The following is a 15,058-nucleotide window of genomic DNA, read 5'->3' as shown; positions in this document are numbered from 1 at the left end:
AAATGAGTCTCTGATGAGTTTTGATATTGCCAAATACCCGACCCTGGCGCTGGTAGATTCCACCCAGGAGCTGCGTTTGTTGCCGAAAGATAGCCTGCCGAAGCTGTGCGACGAACTGCGGCGCTACCTGCTGGACAGCGTCAGCCGTTCCAGCGGGCATTTTGCCTCCGGCCTCGGCACGGTCGAACTGACCGTGGCGCTTCACTACGTCTATAACACCCCTTTCGATCGCCTGATTTGGGACGTCGGCCACCAGGCCTACCCGCATAAAATTCTGACCGGCCGTCGTGACAAAATCGGCACGATTCGGCAGAAAGGCGGGCTGCACCCGTTCCCGTGGCGCGGCGAAAGCGAATATGACGTGCTGAGCGTCGGACACTCATCGACCTCCATTTCTGCGGGCATTGGGGTCGCTATTGCCGCAGCGAAAGAAGACAAGCAGCGGCGTGCGGTCTGCGTCATTGGCGACGGGGCGATCACCGCCGGGATGGCGTTTGAGGCCATGAACCACGCGGGTGATATCAAACCCGATCTGCTGGTCGTGCTGAACGACAACGAAATGTCGATTTCTGAGAACGTCGGCGCGCTGAATAATCATCTCGCGCAGCTGCTTTCCGGCAAGCTGTACTCTACCCTGCGCGAAGGCGGCAAGAAGGTCTTCTCAGGCGTACCGCCGATTAAAGAGCTGCTCAAACGCACCGAAGAACATATCAAAGGCATGGTGGTTCCCGGGACCCTGTTTGAAGAGCTGGGCTTTAACTACATCGGCCCGGTGGACGGTCACGACGTGCTCGGGCTGGTCAATACGCTGAAGAACATGCGCGATCTGAAAGGACCGCAGTTCCTGCATATTATGACCAAAAAAGGTCGCGGCTATGAGCCGGCGGAAAAGGACCCGATCACTTTCCACGCGGTGCCTAAGTTTGACCATACCAGCGGAGTGCTGCCAAAAAGCAGCGGCGGCCTGCCCTCTTATTCGAAAATTTTCGGCGACTGGCTGTGCGAAACCGCGGCGAAAGATAGCAAGCTGATGGCCGTGACCCCGGCGATGCGCGAAGGCTCGGGGATGGTCGAGTTTTCCAGAAAATACCCTGACCAGTATTTCGATGTGGCGATTGCGGAACAGCACGCGGTGACGTTCGCCGCCGGCCTGGCGATCGGCGACTACAAGCCGGTGGTGGCCATTTACTCCACCTTCCTGCAGCGCGCCTACGATCAGGTGATCCACGATGTCGCTATCCAGAAGCTGCCGGTGCTGTTTGCCATCGACCGTGCCGGCATCGTCGGCGCCGACGGTCAGACGCACCAGGGCGCCTTCGACCTCTCCTTCCTGCGCTGTATTCCGGAGATGGTCATCATGACGCCGAGCGACGAGAACGAATGCCGCCAGATGCTGTATACCGGCTATCACTACGGCGACGGCCCTAGCGCGGTGCGCTATCCGCGCGGAACGGGTACCGGGGCAACGCTGGAGCCGCTGGCTTTGCTGCCGATCGGCAAGGGCGTCGTTAAGCGCGAAGGCGAGAAAATTGCGATCCTTAACTTCGGTACCATGCTGCCGGAAGCCGCTCAGGTGGCGGAAAAGCTCAACGCCACGCTGGTGGATATGCGCTTTGTGAAACCGCTTGATAACGCGCTGATTTTGCAGCTGGCCGCCGGGCACGAGGCGCTGGTCACGCTGGAAGAGAATGCGATCATGGGCGGCGCGGGCAGCGGCGTTAATGAGCTGCTGATGGCGCATCGTCGCGCGGTGCCGGTGCTGAATATCGGTCTGCCGGACTTCTTTATCCCCCAGGGAACCCAGGAAGAAGTTCACGTTGACCTCGGTCTCGATGCCGCAGGTATTGAAGCCAAAATCATCGCCTGGCTGGCCTGATCCCTCCCTCGATAACGCTCCTGCTATGCTTAAAGGAATTCCATTAAGCAAAGAGCAGGAGCGCAGCTATGCAATACATCACCCCAGAAGCGACCGACCTCCGGGTTTCCCGACTTTGCCTCGGCTGCATGACCTTCGGCGAGCCGGATCGGGGCAAACACGCCTGGACGCTACCGGAAGAGAGCAGCCGCCCGCTGATCCAGCGCGCTCTGGAAGGCGGCATCAACTTTTTTGATACCGCCAACAGCTACTCCGAGGGCAGCAGCGAAGAGATCGTAGGCCGCGCCCTGCGCGACTTTGCCCGCCGCGACGAAGTCGTGGTCGCCACCAAGGTTTACCACCAGGTGGGGGACCTGCCGGAAGGCCTCTCCCGCGCGCAAATTCTCCGCTCTATCGACGACAGCCTGCGGCGCCTGGGCATGGAGTATGTTGACCTGCTGCAAATCCACCGCTGGGATTACGCCACGCCCATTGAGGAGACCCTCGAGGCGTTGAACGAGGTGGTGAAGGCGGGTAAAGCGCGCTATATCGGCGCCTCGTCGATGCATGCCCGCCAGTTTGCCCAGGCGCTGGAGCTGCAGGAGCGTAACGGCTGGGCGCGCTTCGTCACCATGCAGGATCATTACAACCTGATTTACCGCGAAGAAGAGAACGAGATGCTGCCGCTGTGCAACCGCGCAGGGGTATCGGTTATTCCCTGGAGTCCGCTGGCGCGCGGCCGGCTGACCCGCCCGTGGGGGGAAACCACCGCGCGGCTGGTTTCCGACGAGTTTGGCCAGTCGCTGTACAGCGCCACCGATAGCAACGATGAGCTGATCGCGGCGAATCTCGCCGAAGTTGCAGAGGAGCTGGGCGTCGGGCGGGCGCAGGTGGCGCTGGCGTGGCTGCTGAGCAAACCCGGCGTGGCCGCGCCGATTATCGGCGCCTCGCGTCAGGATCAGCTGGACGAGCTGCTGAATGCGGTTGATTTAACCCTGACGCCGGAGCAGGTGGAAAAGCTGGAAGCACCGTACAGGCCGCATCCGGTTGTCGGATTCAAATAGCCCGCCGGCGGCGTTAACCCAGAGCCCCGGCAAGCAAAGCGCTACCGGGGCTCTGCGTCAGATAAGGCCAATCGGCCAGTGATGGCCTATGACGTACAGCACGCCCGCCGAAATCACGCCGGCGACGATATCATCGACCATGATCCCCATTCCGCCGTGAATATTACGGTCGAACCAGCGAATCGGCCACGGCTTCCACATATCGAAAATGCGGAAAATGACGAATCCGGCGGCAACCCACTGCCAGTCGAGAGTCGGCAGCGCCATCAGGGTTATCCACATTCCGACAAACTCATCCCAGACGATGCTGCCGTGATCGTGGGTGCCCATATCTTTGGCCGTGCGGTGGCAGATATAGACCCCAATACAGATGCTCATCATCACCACCAGCGAATAGAGCTGCCAGGGCAGAAACGTCATCAGGTACCAAAACGGAATCGACGCCAGCGACCCCATAGTCCCGGGGACGATGGGGCTTAACCCGCTGCCGAAGCCGGTCGCCAGCAGATGCCAGGGGTTAAGCAGGTTTAGCCGACTTTTTGCGATATCTTTACTGCGCGCCAAAATGATCGTACCCCTTTAAATCAAGCTTCACCGGCTTGCCCCCCTGCAGAAACTGCAGGCCGTCAGCCTCGGCGCAAACCTGCCCGATGCAGGTAAATCGCGCCCCGAGCTGGCCGATAGCCACATCGAGCGCGCCGCGATTTAGCTCCGGTACGGTAAAGCACAGCTCATAATCTTCGCCGCCGGAAAGCGCCCAGCGCAGGGCCGTCTCCGGCGCAACCTGACGCCGCATCGCCTCGGATAGCGGCATCGCGTCAAGATCGATGCGCGCCCCGCAGCCGCTGGCTTTAAGGATATGGCCCAGATCGGAGACCAGGCCGTCGGAAAGATCGATAGCCGAGCTCGCCAGATCGCGCAGCGCCTGCCCCTGCAGCACGCGCGGCATCGGGCGCAGATGGCGCGCCAGCAGATAGTCGGCGTCAGCGGCGTCATCTACCGCCAGCCGCTCCTGCAGTATCGCCAGCCCGGCGGCGCTGTCGCCGGGCGTACCGGTAACGTAAATCCAGTCGCCGGGCTTCGCCCCGGAGCGCTTCAGGGCGCGTCCCGGCGGCACAAAGCCGTGGATTCCCAGCGTCATCGACAGCGGACCGCGGGTGGTATCACCGCCAATCAGCTGCATATCGTAATAGTTGAGCAGCATAAACAGGCTATCGCTGAAGGACTCCAGCCACGCTTCGTCCACCTCCGGCAGCGTCAGCGCCAGCGTTAGCCACGCCGGTTCCGCGCCCATCGCCGCAAGGTCGCTCAGATTGACGGCCAGCGCTTTATAGGCCAGATCGGCAGGATCGATATCAGGTAAGAAATGGTTGCCCGCCACCAGGGTGTCGGTGCTGATTGCCAGCGTTTTTTTCTCGGGAATATTCAGGAGTGCGCAGTCGTCGCCAATGCCGGTTTCCACATCGAGACGCATGCTTTTTACGCGATCAAAATAACGGGCAATCAGGGAAAATTCGCCGCATGCCATACGTTATGCCTCAGCAAAAGAAAAGAATAAGGCCGGGCCTTGCGTGGATGACATCCCGCGAGACCCGGCCTGGAGTTTACTTTTTGTTGGGACGAATTGCCGGGGCTGCCTTGTCCAGCACGCCGTTAACAAACTTATGGCTATCTTCGGCGCCGAAGGTTTTCGCCAGCTCGATAGCTTCGTTGATGGCGACTTTGTACGGCACGTCGTCACGCTTTGACAGCTCGAACAAGGCGATACGCAGTACCGCTTTTTCCACCTGGCCCAGCTCTTCAAGCAGACGGGACAGGTACGGCTTCATCAGGCCGTCGAGGTATGCGCTGTTAGTCGCCACTCCGGACAGCAGTTCGCGAAAATACGGAACGTCGACATCTTTAACGTCCTGTTCCGCCAGGAACTGGTATTCAACATCAGAGATGTCGTTTTTCGATAACTGCCAGGAGTAAAGCGCCTGGACAGCACACTCACGGGCGCGGCGACGAGCAGCAGGTTTCACGGAATTCCCCTTACAAAAAAAATCAGGCCTTGATGGCTCTCAATACGTTAATCATTTCCAGCGCGGTCAGCGCAGCTTCTGCGCCTTTGTTACCGGCTTTGGTGCCAGCGCGTTCGATGGCTTGCTCAATGCTTTCGGTGGTCAGAACACCAAAGGCTACCGGAATTTCGCTTTCCTGAGCGACGTGCGCCAGGCCATTGCTTGCTCCGCCAGCCACATATTCAAAGTGCGCAGTACCCCCACGGATCACCGTACCCAGCGCAATTATCGCGTCATATTTACCGGTTTTTGCCAGTGCGCCAGCCGCCAGCGGCAGCTCATACGCGCCTGGAACCCAAACAACGGTAATATTTTCATCTTTTACCTGACCGATGCGCTTCAGGGCGTCAATCGCACCTTCCAGCAGGCTGTCATTGATAAAGTTGTTGAAACGCGCAATGGTGATGGCGACGCGAGCGTCCGGGGTAGCAACGTTAGCTTCAATAATGTTCATACTCTTCCTTCGGGTTCATTTGGCCCCGCAAGGGGGGCGGATTCTACCATAATATTTTATACACTTCATCCTGCAAACTGCCCTGGCGTTAGCTGCGGCTGACCCGGCCGCTCTTCAGGCTTCGCCTCTCGCTTACCGTCTCGTCGCATTCTGAATAACCAGGCGTATCGGCGCGGCTTCCCCGTCGGGCAGGGAGATCATGCGCTCACTAAGTGCAGGCAAACGTCCGGGCCTACATGACGTATCTCATTGAATTTGAAATGGGGCGCGTCGGCCAGTTTCTCAAGCCCCGGCAGCGCGCAGAGCCCGCGCGCATCGCTTCCTAACAGTTTAGGCGCAATGTAGACTATAAGCTCGTCCACCAGCCCCGCCTGCAGCAGCGCGCCGGCCAGAGCAGGACCGGCCTCCACCCAGATGCTGTTAACCTGCTGCTTGCCCAACTGCATCATCAGCACCACCAGATCGAGATGGCCTTTATGCTCCGGGATCTGCAGAGTACGCACGTTCTCAGGCCACTCGCGAGAGTCCTGACGGGTGCGGGCAAACAGCGTTTCTCCCGCCTGCTGTACGATGCGGTGCTGCGGCGTAACGCGGTTTTGGCTATCGATGACAATGCGCAGCGGCTGGCGCAGATTCTCCTGCGGATAGCGCGCCTGAATATCAGGAGCGAGCTCGTGCCAGCGCACGGTAAGCGCCGGGTCATCCGCGAGGACGGTGGCGCTGCTGGTGAGGATCGCATGGCTTTGCGCGCGCAGGCGCTGTACGTCGCGTCGCGCCTGCGGCGAAGTGATCCACTGACTTTCGCCGCTGGCCATTGCCGTACGGCCGTCGAGCGAGGCGCCCATTTTTAGCTGAATATAGGGGAAGCCGGTGCGCATCCGCTTCAGGAAGCCTTTATTTAACGCTTCGGCCTCGCCAATCATCAGGCCGTGGCTTACGTCGATGCCCTCCTGCTGCAGGCGATACAGACCGCGCCCGGCCACCTGCGGATTGGGGTCCTGCATCGCGGCCACCACCCGCACAACGCCTGCGGCAATCAGCGCATCGCAGCACGGCGGCGTGCGTCCGTGATGGCTGCAGGGCTCCAGCGTGACGTAGGCTGTGGCGCCTTTGGCCCTTTCGCCGGCCATGCGCAGCGCGTGCACTTCGGCATGCGGCTCGCCGGCGCGGTAGTGGAAACCTTCGCCAACAATTTCGCCGTCTTTAACAATGACGCAGCCGACGTTCGGGTTTGGGTGGGTCGTGAAGCGACCGCGCGCGGCGAGCCTGAGCGCGCGTGCCATGTATATTTCGTCATGCATGGCTTAATCCTGTAAGCGGGCGATCTCTTCGCCGAATTCTTTGATGTCTTCAAAACTGCGATAGACGGAAGCAAAGCGGATGTAGGCGACTTTATCGAGCTTCTTCAGCTGTTCCATCACCAGGTTACCGATCATTTTGCTGGGGACTTCGCGTTCACCGGTGCCGCGCAGATGCGTTTTGATGTGGTTGAGCGCCATTTCTACATCGTCGGCGCTGACCGGGCGCTTTTCTAACGCTTTGAGCATCCCGCTGCGCAGCTTATCTTCGTTGAAGGGTTCACGAACGTCATTGCTTTTTACCACTCGCGGCATCACCAGCTCGGCCACTTCGAAGGTGGTAAAGCGTTCATTGCAGACCAGGCACTGCCGACGACGACGCACAGAAGAGCCCTCCCCCACTAGGCGAGAGTCGATCACTTTAGTATCTACGGCGAAACAGAAAGGGCAATGCATAGCGCGTCCTGGCATCAAGTTAAACTGACAGGTAGTTTACCGCGAAGTGACCCGACTACAAAGAAAGAGCTTTTGAGACAAAGGATCTATAGTGCGCTTATGCAAACGATCTACCATTAATCATCCCTCTGTTAACGGAATCCCGACCATGACAAGACGTTATTTGAAGCTGGCGATTGTGGGTAGCCTTTTTACGCTCAGCGCCTGCGCCCAGCAAAGCGAAGTCCGCCAGATGAATCAGAGCGTGAGCGCGTTGAGCAAGGAGATGACCCAGCTCAATCAGCAAACGGTGAAAATTACCCAGCAAAACGCCCTGAATGCGAAGTCCAGCAGCGGCGTTTATCTGCTGCCCGGGGCGAAAACTCCCGCGCGGCTGAACAGCCAGATAGGCACCCTGCGGATGTCGCTGCGTGATATTGCCCCCGACGGCGACGGCACCCGCCTGACGCTGCGTATCCAGGGCGAATCAAACGATCCGCTGCCGGCGTTTAGCGCAACCGTCGCCAACGGGCAGATCAGCGGCACTACCGAGAGCTACCGGGAGGTCAACGTTCACGACCAGCTGATTAGCGCGCCAGCCAGCATCCTGGCGCCGAGCGACGTCGATATTCCGCTGCGCCTCAGCGGCATCACTCCGGAACAGTTAGGCTTCGTACGCATCCACGATATTCAGCCCGCAGACGCGCAGTAAACTCCCCCGCCGGGTGTTTGTGACACCCGGCTTCCCTCGCGGAAAATCCATTTACAACTTTTCACAACAGTTCAGTAAAAATTGACCTCCGTGATGAATTTCAGTGGCATTCTGTCAAGAAATGCTTAGAATCGTGAACGCAATCGATTACGTATGCTTTCGATCTGTGAAACAACACGTATTTTTGTGAGCAATGATTTCTATAATAGACGCCACAGAAATACGAAATATTTAGAAACGCTTCGGCAACTTTCTTCACGCCTTTTGGCTTAATTTAAACAGTGGCATCCATATGAAAAAAACATTACTGGCAGCAAGCGCCGTCGTGGCGCTCTCCGCATCTTTCACTGCCGGCGCGGCAGAAAACGACAAACCGCAGTACCTGTCTGATTGGTGGCACCAGAGTGTAAACGTGGTGGGTAGCTACCACACCCGTTTTGGGCCACAAATCCGCAACGATACCTATCTCGAATACGAAGCGTTTGCCAAGAAAGACTGGTTTGATTTCTACGGTTACATGGATGCACCGGTATTCTTCGGCGGTAACACCACGGCCAAGGGTATCTGGAACCACGGTTCCCCACTGTTTATGGAAATTGAGCCGCGTTTCTCTATCGACAAGCTGACCAATACCGACCTGAGCTTCGGTCCGTTCAAAGAGTGGTATTTCGCCAACAACTACATCTACGATATGGGCCGCAACGCGTCCGGTCGTCAGAGCACCTGGTATATGGGTCTGGGTACCGACATCGATACCGGTCTGCCGATGAGCCTGTCCCTGAACGTCTATGCAAAATATCAGTGGCAGAACTACGGCGCATCCAACGAAAACGAGTGGGATGGCTACCGCTTCAAGGTGAAATACTTTGTTCCGCTGACCGACCTGTGGGGCGGCTCGCTGAGCTACATCGGCTTCACCAACTTTGACTGGGGCTCCGATCTGGGCGATGACAGCTTCTACGACCAGAACGGCAAACACGCGCGCACCAGCAACTCCATCGCTTCCAGCCACATCCTGGCGCTGAACTACGCGCACTGGCACTACTCGGTAGTGGCTCGTTACTTCCATAACGGCGGTCAGTGGGCGAATGACGCGAATCTGAACTTCGGTGACGGCGACTTCAACGTTCGCTCTACCGGCTGGGGTGGTTACTTCGTGGTGGGTTACAACTTCTAATCCTGCCTGATGGTCCCCGGCCTCTGCGCCGGGGATATCGATTGACCCGCATTATGGCTCACGCTCCTCGCACCTCACCTTACGCAGAAAATCACTCAATGAACGGTCGGCCCGCTCGCTGAAAAGGCGCCCGGTGGCAGCCACGTCCAGGCAGCGATCGAGACGAAAGCAGCGGTAATCGTCGCGGAGCTCGCACCAGCTCACCAGCAGCCAGCGTTCGCCCCAGAAAAAGAGCCCCAGCGGCAGCACTTCGCGCTGCGACGCCTTTCCCGCTTCATCGCGGTAGTGCAGCGCCAGCACCCGCTGGCCGGAAACCGCCCGATGCACCAGATCAAACTGCGCCTTGCTGTGGCCCTGGGCGCCAAAATCCGGCGCAAACAGCCGCGATTGCTCGGCCTTACGCCGACTCTCTTCAGGTAAAATCGCGAGCACCTTTTCCCGAGCCGACTCCAGCGCCTGGGACAGCGATTCGCCTCCCCAGGTTTGCAGCAGCCGAATCGCGGCCACCAGCGCTTCCGACTCCTGGGTCGTCAGCATCAGAGGCGGTAAGCTGTAGCCTGCCAGCAGGCGATATCCGCTTCCGGCCTCGCCCTCCACCGGCACGCCGGAGAGCGACAGGTCGCGGATATCCCGGTAGATGGTGCGCTCCGATACGCCGAGCCGCTCCGCCAGCAGTCCGGCGGTGGTTAATCTTCTTCCCCGCAGGATCTGAACGATTTGAAAAAGGCGGTCGGCGCGTCGGCTCATTCTCTTTTCTCTTATTGTTTAGGGCCTGTCCCGCAGGCCTCACTGAGCATCACTGGGACAGGTTCTTCGGCTGATGCAGGCCAATCCGATTACCTTCGCTGTCAATAAACAGCGCGATGGCGCCAATATCGTTCGACAGCTCAAGCGGGCCAAAGACGCAGCTGCCGCCGGCAGAGCTTACGCGGTCGAGCGTCGCGGACAGATTGTCGGTATGCAGATAGATAATACATCCCTGAGCAGCAGGTTTAACCCCGTCAAACTTTGCCAGCGCACCGCCGGGAGCCGGTTCCTGGTACGGGAACACGGCCATTTCGGCACAATCCATATTTTCCCGACGCAGCGTCACCTGCAGCACCGGCTCGTAAAACGCCACCGCGCGATCCATGTCGGCGACCGGAATTTCAAACCAGTTAATTACGTTGTTCATACATCCTCCTGTCCATTGTTTGGGTTCAGGAGGAGTGTATGGCAGGGCTACTGACAGCGTACTGTCAGTAGCGATCGGCGTCCCTGCCGCCACGCGGTTTGCCGCCGGCGGTTAACCCGCCGTGCAAACCAGGGCCCGCTGCTTATCAAGCAGCCAGGGGCGGAGATAGCCCACGGTGTTCGAAAACGGCAGCACCGCCTCCGGTAGCGCAATCCCCAGCCGTTCCCGAATATAGCGGCGTCGGGTGACGATACGCTGCCAGAGATCCGGATACGCCTGCGCCAGCTCGTGGCGCAGAGACTCGTCCGCCAGCGCCACGGTGTCTTCAATGCTGGCGCCGGCGTAGCCCGCTCGCGAAGGAATAATGTCGATTTGCAGGATCATACCGCTCTGCAAGCAGGCGTCGGAGTTCGGCCCGATGGGCGAACAGAGCCACTCTTCATCGGCCACCAGATGCCCCGGATTAAGATGCCAACGGTACTCCGTCTTCGGCAGGACCCGCTCGATAAGATCGTACATGTCGCCGCCGCGCATGCCGATATGCAGATTCTCCAGCCAGCTGACCACCGCGCAAAAATAGGGTTTCGCCACCACCTGCAGATAATCCGCCACCTCCGGCGCCAGCTCGGCGTCGTCGCGCACCACGTACGCCGCACGGCTGCTCAGCCCCCCTTTAAAGCTGGTGGTTAGCGAGAATTTATCCCCGCGCTGAATGACTTTATCGCCGGGATAAAGATTAGCGTAAGTGAAGCGATCGCCGGTGGCGGCAATCATCACCACGTTGTTGGGCTGGCCTTCCGCCGCCAGCAGCGCGCCGATCTGTTTTTCCGTTTTTCCCGGCTCGATGGCATTCAACGCCGTGAGGATCGCCGTCGACGCCAGGTTAGCGCCATATTCGTAGTGCGCCAGCTCATTGGCGCAGTTGACCGTTCGTGCTCCGCCGTCCGGGGCGATAAATATCCCCGTAGCGTTGCGTAATGTCGTCTGCGGCCCGGCGGCAAGGCGAATCGCATCGACGATAAAGGCCGGGATATCGAACATCTGCGCCGTGTCGTCAGCGCTGCCGGTAAACAGCTTCCAGCCCGCAAGACCGATGCTTTTCCCGGCCCCCACTGCGGCCTCCTGCAGCAGCTGCGGCAGCGTTTTATCGCCGGTCATCGGCTGATTCGGCAGCGAGAACCACGGCGCATGGAGCGCCCGATTCGCCAGGCGAGCGCTGGCCGCCAGCTTGAGGTTTTCATTGCCCAGCACCAGCACCGCTTCGCCATCGCCGTGCAGCACCAGCAGCGCCTCTTCAAAACGCGGAATAAACCCGGTGAGATATTCAAAGTTGCCGCCGTGCTCTTTGTCGGCATACACAATCAGCGAATCAAATCCGCACTGGCGCATCTGCGTCAGCACCTTTGCTTTGCGCAGGCGTAAGGTTTCATCGCTGAGCGTCACGCTGGGCACGTCGTGCCAGAGGGTCGGTTGGGGGACTGCGGAGAGGGTTACGACGGCCATTGGCGTTACTCCATGTCATAAAATGCGGATAATGGAGAGTAACCAAAATTGGCGAAGCTGTAATAAAAAAATCCCGGCCTTGCGACCGGGATTGCGTTATCAGAACGGGACTGCCTTACGGCAGAATTGACGGCTGATCCGCCCCTTCCTTCTCGACTTTCTGCTGCAGCATATGCTCGCGCTTCATGCCCAGCTTCAGCGCCAGCGCGGACGCAACGTAGATAGAAGAGGCCGTACCGATGGAGACACCGATCAGCATCGTCAGCGAGAAGCCTTCGAGAACCGGACCACCAAAGAGGTACAGCATCAGGATCACCACCAACGTGGTCCCGGAAGTGATCAACGTACGATGCAGCGTCTGGGTCAACGACACGTTGAAGATCTCGTACGGCGTACCGCGGCGGATCTTACGGAAGTTTTCACGAATACGGTCGGATACCACGATGCTGTCGTTCAGCGAGTAGCCGATAACCGACATCAGCGAGGCGACGATGGTCAGATCAATCTCGATATGGAACAGCGAGAGGATGCCCATCGTAATGACCACATCGTGCGCCAGCGCGATAACCACCCCGGCGGCAAGACGCCACTCGAAACGGAAACCGACGTACACCAGGATACAGATCAGCGCTGCCAGCAGCGCCATTGCGCCGCTTTGTGCAAGGTCAGCCCCGACGCTCGGCCCCACGAACTCGATTCGTTTAACCGTCGCGTCCTGGCTGGTCGATTCGTTAATCACGCTAACGACCTTGCTGCCCAGCTCCTGGCTGACGTTGGTATCATGCACCGGCGGCATACGCACCATGATGTCGCGGCTGCTGCCGAAGTTCTGCAGCTGCGGCTCTTCAAAGCCCGCCTTCTGCAGCGCTTCGCGCATCTGGTCCAGTTCGGCTGGTTTTTCGAGGGTTATTTCAATCACCGTACCGCCGGTGAAATCCAGACCCCAGTTAAACCCGCGCACGCCCATCACCACGATGGCAGCAATCAGCAGAAAACCGGAAATGCCGAAAGCCCAGTAGTCCCAGCGCATAAAGTCATAGACTTTACGGCCGTGGTTCAATTGTTCAACAGTATATTCCTGTGCCACAACGCACTCCTCAGATAGACAGCTTTTTAACGCGCTTGCCGCCGTACAGCAGGTTCACGATGGCACGGGTGCCGACGATAGCGGTAAACATCGAGGTTGCCACACCGATACCGGTGGTAATAGCAAACCCTTTAATTGCACCGGTACCGACCGCGTACAGGATGATAACTTTGATCAACGTCGTAATGTTCGCATCGAAGATCGAGCTGAATGCGCCCCGGTAACCTTCATCAATCGCCTGCTGAACGGAACGCCCGTTGCTCAACTCTTCTTTAATACGTTCGTTGATCAGTACGTTAGCATCGACCGCCACCGCAAGGGTTAACACGATACCCGCAATCCCCGGCATACTCAGCGTCGCCCCAGGCAGCAGGGACATGATACCGACGATCAGCACCAGGTTAGCCACCAGCGCGGAGGTCGCGATCAGACCGAATTTCTTATAGAAGAAAATCATGAACAGGATAGACACCACCAGACCGGCCAGACACGCTTCCAGGCCCTGCTTAATGTTCTGCATACCCAAGGTCGGGCCGATAGTACGTTCTTCAACGATCTGAATCGGCGCGATCAGCGCACCCGCACGCAGCAGCAGAGAGAGCTGACGCGCTTCGTTCGGGTTGCTGATACCGGTAATACGGAAGCTGTTACCCAGGCGAGACTGGATGTTGGCGATGTTAATCACCTCTTCCTCTTTCGCCAGAATGGCACGACCGTTGGCATCTTTCTTACCGCTGTCTTTGTACTCCACAAACAGGGTCGCCATCGGTTTACCGATGTTGTCCTTGGTGAAGTTAGACATGATGTTACCACCCGCGCTGTCCAGCGAGATGTTAACCTGCGGCTGGTTGAACTCGTCCATGCTGGAAGTGGAGTCGGTGATATGGTCACCGGTCAGAATCACGCGCTTGTACAGCACAACCGGCCGACCTTCACGCGTATCTTTCACTTCAGAGTCGCCAGGGACGCGGCCGGAAGCGGCTGCGGCGCTGTCAACGTTGCTGTTGACCAGACGGAATTCCAGGGTAGCGGTGGCGCCAAGAATTTCTTTCGCGCGCGCGGTGTCCTGAATACCCGGCAGTTCAACCACGATACGGTCGGCGCCCTGACGCTGTACCAGCGGCTCGGCAACGCCCAGCTGGTTTACACGGTTACGCAGAATGTTGATGTTCTGCTGCACGGCGTATTCGCGGGCTTCTTTCAGGCGCTCATCGGTCATCACCGCCTTCAGGCCGGTGCTGCCCTGAGTAGAGATAACCAGGTCGCGGTGACGAGGGCTAAGATAAGAGATGGCCTGATCGCGCGCGGTACCGTCACGGAAAGCGATGCTCAGACCAAAATTGTCTTCTTTACGCACGGTGGAGTAAGGAATGCCTTTATCACGCAGCTCGCTGCGCAGGCTATCGATATTTTGTTCCTGCAGCTTGCCCAGCGCAGTGTCCATATCCACTTCCATCAGGAAGTGGACGCCGCCGCGCAGGTCAAGACCCAGCTTCATCGGCTCGGCATGGATAGCCGCTAACCAGCGCGGGGTTGCCGGAGCAAGGTTCAGCGCCACGACGTATTTATCACCCAACACGTCCACCAGCACTTCGCGTGCGCGGAGCTGGACATCGGTGGTGTCGAAGCGCGCAAGAATTGCGCCCTCTTCCAGTGCCACAGACTTAGCGGTAATTTTTTCTTCTTGTAACGTTTTCTGGACCTGGATCAGCGTTTGCTCACTGGCGGCGACACCGCGCGCGCCAGTGATTTGAACGGCCGGATCCTCACCATACAGGTTGGGGAGCGCATACATCAGGCCGACGATAATGACGACGACCAGCATGATGTACTTCCACAAAGGATAACGGTTTAACACGGCAGTTCCCTTAGGGAAAAGTGGATTACAGCGCCTTCATGGTGCCTTTCGGCAGAACGGCGGCTACGAAGTCACGTTTGATAACCACTTCAGTGGTGTCGTTCAGTGCGATAGCAATGTATCCGCTTTCGGCAACTTTAGTGACGCGACCAACCAGGCCACCATTCGTCAGCACTTCATCACCTTTGGCGATGGAGCTCATCAGATTTTTATGCTCTTTGGTGCGTTTCTGCTGTGGGCGCAGGATCATGAAGTAAAAAATCAGACCAAACACCACCAGCATCAGGATCAGAGACATCGGGCTGCTCTGCGCTGCGCCACCGGTTGCTGCTGCCGCATCAGAAATGAAAAAGCTCATTGAAATTCCCTCATTATTAA

General features: G+C 58.2%; 16 protein-coding genes. 4 read left to right on the top strand and 12 right to left on the bottom strand.

What is annotated here, in order from left to right; translation table 11 throughout:
* Positions 1-13: 13 nt before the first annotated feature.
* Entirely contained in the window at positions 14-1,876 is a 1,863-nt protein-coding gene (gene dxs / locus GO007_RS00465; protein ID WP_095094361.1) for a 1-deoxy-D-xylulose-5-phosphate synthase, read from the top strand.
* Between the two features lie 68 nt (positions 1,877-1,944).
* Positions 1,945-2,919: an aldo/keto reductase gene (locus GO007_RS00460; protein WP_095094359.1), complete on the top strand. Its 975-nt coding sequence runs from the start codon at positions 1,945-1,947 to the stop codon at positions 2,917-2,919.
* 57 nt (positions 2,920-2,976) lie between these two features.
* Here GO007_RS00460 and pgpA read toward each other — a convergent pair whose 3' ends face one another.
* The 6 genes from pgpA to nrdR all read right to left on the bottom strand — a co-directional run bounded on the left by pgpA (position 2,977) and on the right by nrdR (position 7,190).
* Positions 2,977-3,489 carry a phosphatidylglycerophosphatase A gene (pgpA, locus tag GO007_RS00455; protein ID WP_189339831.1) on the bottom strand — a complete coding sequence of 171 codons (513 nt, stop codon included), beginning with the start codon at positions 3,487-3,489 and terminating at the stop codon, positions 2,977-2,979.
* On the bottom strand, positions 3,470-4,447 hold the full coding sequence (gene thiL, locus GO007_RS00450) for a thiamine-phosphate kinase (protein ID WP_095094355.1): 978 nt from the start codon (positions 4,445-4,447) through the stop codon (positions 3,470-3,472). Before thiL ends, pgpA begins: the two co-directional genes overlap by 20 nt.
* A gap of 76 nt (positions 4,448-4,523) precedes the next feature.
* Complete coding sequence (gene nusB / locus GO007_RS00445; protein ID WP_041144291.1) at positions 4,524-4,943, bottom strand: transcription antitermination factor NusB; 420 nt, start codon at positions 4,941-4,943, stop codon at positions 4,524-4,526.
* A gap of 22 nt (positions 4,944-4,965) precedes the next feature.
* Positions 4,966-5,436: a 6,7-dimethyl-8-ribityllumazine synthase gene (ribH, locus tag GO007_RS00440; protein ID WP_095094353.1), complete on the bottom strand. Its 471-nt coding sequence runs from the start codon at positions 5,434-5,436 to the stop codon at positions 4,966-4,968.
* A gap of 197 nt (positions 5,437-5,633) precedes the next feature.
* Positions 5,634-6,737, bottom strand: a complete 1,104-nt coding sequence (ribD, locus tag GO007_RS00435) for a bifunctional diaminohydroxyphosphoribosylaminopyrimidine deaminase/5-amino-6-(5-phosphoribosylamino)uracil reductase RibD (protein WP_095094351.1) — start codon at positions 6,735-6,737, stop codon at positions 5,634-5,636.
* 3 nt (positions 6,738-6,740) lie between these two features.
* Positions 6,741-7,190, bottom strand: a complete 450-nt coding sequence (nrdR, locus tag GO007_RS00430; protein WP_004858609.1) for a transcriptional regulator NrdR — start codon at positions 7,188-7,190, stop codon at positions 6,741-6,743.
* A gap of 148 nt (positions 7,191-7,338) precedes the next feature.
* Here nrdR and GO007_RS00425 point away from each other — a divergent pair, with 148 nt between their 5' ends.
* Entirely contained in the window at positions 7,339-7,881 is a 543-nt protein-coding gene (locus tag GO007_RS00425; RefSeq protein WP_095094349.1) for a SadB/YajI family lipoprotein, read from the top strand.
* 292 nt (positions 7,882-8,173) lie between these two features.
* On the top strand, positions 8,174-9,058 hold the full coding sequence (locus GO007_RS00420; protein ID WP_095094347.1) for a nucleoside-specific channel-forming protein Tsx: 885 nt from the start codon (positions 8,174-8,176) through the stop codon (positions 9,056-9,058).
* A gap of 51 nt (positions 9,059-9,109) precedes the next feature.
* On the opposite strand, the gene GO007_RS00415 is transcribed toward GO007_RS00420, so the two are convergent.
* From GO007_RS00415 to yajC, 6 genes are all read right to left on the bottom strand, one after another.
* Complete coding sequence (locus GO007_RS00415) at positions 9,110-9,805, bottom strand: helix-turn-helix transcriptional regulator (protein WP_095094345.1); 696 nt, start codon at positions 9,803-9,805, stop codon at positions 9,110-9,112.
* A gap of 49 nt (positions 9,806-9,854) precedes the next feature.
* A complete protein-coding gene (locus GO007_RS00410) occupies positions 9,855-10,232 on the bottom strand; it encodes a VOC family protein (RefSeq protein WP_095094343.1) in 378 nt (125 codons plus the stop codon).
* Between the two features lie 111 nt (positions 10,233-10,343).
* Positions 10,344-11,735, bottom strand: a complete 1,392-nt coding sequence (locus GO007_RS00405; protein WP_095094341.1) for a M24 family metallopeptidase — start codon at positions 11,733-11,735, stop codon at positions 10,344-10,346.
* A gap of 115 nt (positions 11,736-11,850) precedes the next feature.
* Entirely contained in the window at positions 11,851-12,822 is a 972-nt protein-coding gene (gene secF, locus GO007_RS00400; protein WP_095094339.1) for a protein translocase subunit SecF, read from the bottom strand.
* A 10-nt stretch (positions 12,823-12,832) separates the two neighbouring features.
* Positions 12,833-14,680 carry a protein translocase subunit SecD gene (secD, locus tag GO007_RS00395; RefSeq protein ID WP_095094337.1) on the bottom strand — a complete coding sequence of 616 codons (1,848 nt, stop codon included), beginning with the start codon at positions 14,678-14,680 and terminating at the stop codon, positions 12,833-12,835.
* 25 nt (positions 14,681-14,705) lie between these two features.
* Positions 14,706-15,038 carry a preprotein translocase subunit YajC gene (yajC, locus tag GO007_RS00390; RefSeq protein WP_095094335.1) on the bottom strand — a complete coding sequence of 111 codons (333 nt, stop codon included), beginning with the start codon at positions 15,036-15,038 and terminating at the stop codon, positions 14,706-14,708.
* Positions 15,039-15,058: the final 20 nt, after the last annotated feature.

This window comes from Klebsiella sp. 10-1 (assembly GCF_009758445.1).
GTDB lineage: Bacteria > Pseudomonadota > Gammaproteobacteria > Enterobacterales > Enterobacteriaceae > Klebsiella > Klebsiella scottii.
Note: the sequence above shows the minus strand (reverse complement) of the source record. Positions and strands in the feature narration are given on the sequence as shown.

Bases quoted from the DNA above. Each gene is read 5' to 3' on its own strand.
- dxs (WP_095094361.1), top strand. From the start codon at position 14: ATGAGTTTTGATATTGCCAAATACCCGACCCTGGCGCTGGTAGATTCC.
- GO007_RS00460 (WP_095094359.1), top strand. From the start codon at position 1,945: ATGCAATACATCACCCCAGAAGCGACCGACCTCCGGGTTTCCCGACTT.
- thiL (WP_095094355.1), bottom strand. From the start codon at position 4,447: ATGGCATGCGGCGAATTTTCCCTGATTGCCCGTTATTTTGATCGCGTA.
- ribH (WP_095094353.1), bottom strand. From the start codon at position 5,436: ATGAACATTATTGAAGCTAACGTTGCTACCCCGGACGCTCGCGTCGCC.
- ribD (WP_095094351.1), bottom strand. From the start codon at position 6,737: ATGCATGACGAAATATACATGGCACGCGCGCTCAGGCTCGCCGCGCGC.
- nrdR (WP_004858609.1), bottom strand. From the start codon at position 7,190: ATGCATTGCCCTTTCTGTTTCGCCGTAGATACTAAAGTGATCGACTCT.
- GO007_RS00425 (WP_095094349.1), top strand. From the start codon at position 7,339: ATGACAAGACGTTATTTGAAGCTGGCGATTGTGGGTAGCCTTTTTACG.
- GO007_RS00420 (WP_095094347.1), top strand. From the start codon at position 8,174: ATGAAAAAAACATTACTGGCAGCAAGCGCCGTCGTGGCGCTCTCCGCA.
- GO007_RS00415 (WP_095094345.1), bottom strand. From the start codon at position 9,805: ATGAGCCGACGCGCCGACCGCCTTTTTCAAATCGTTCAGATCCTGCGG.
- GO007_RS00410 (WP_095094343.1), bottom strand. From the start codon at position 10,232: ATGAACAACGTAATTAACTGGTTTGAAATTCCGGTCGCCGACATGGAT.
- GO007_RS00405 (WP_095094341.1), bottom strand. From the start codon at position 11,735: ATGGCCGTCGTAACCCTCTCCGCAGTCCCCCAACCGACCCTCTGGCAC.
- yajC (WP_095094335.1), bottom strand. From the start codon at position 15,038: ATGAGCTTTTTCATTTCTGATGCGGCAGCAGCAACCGGTGGCGCAGCG.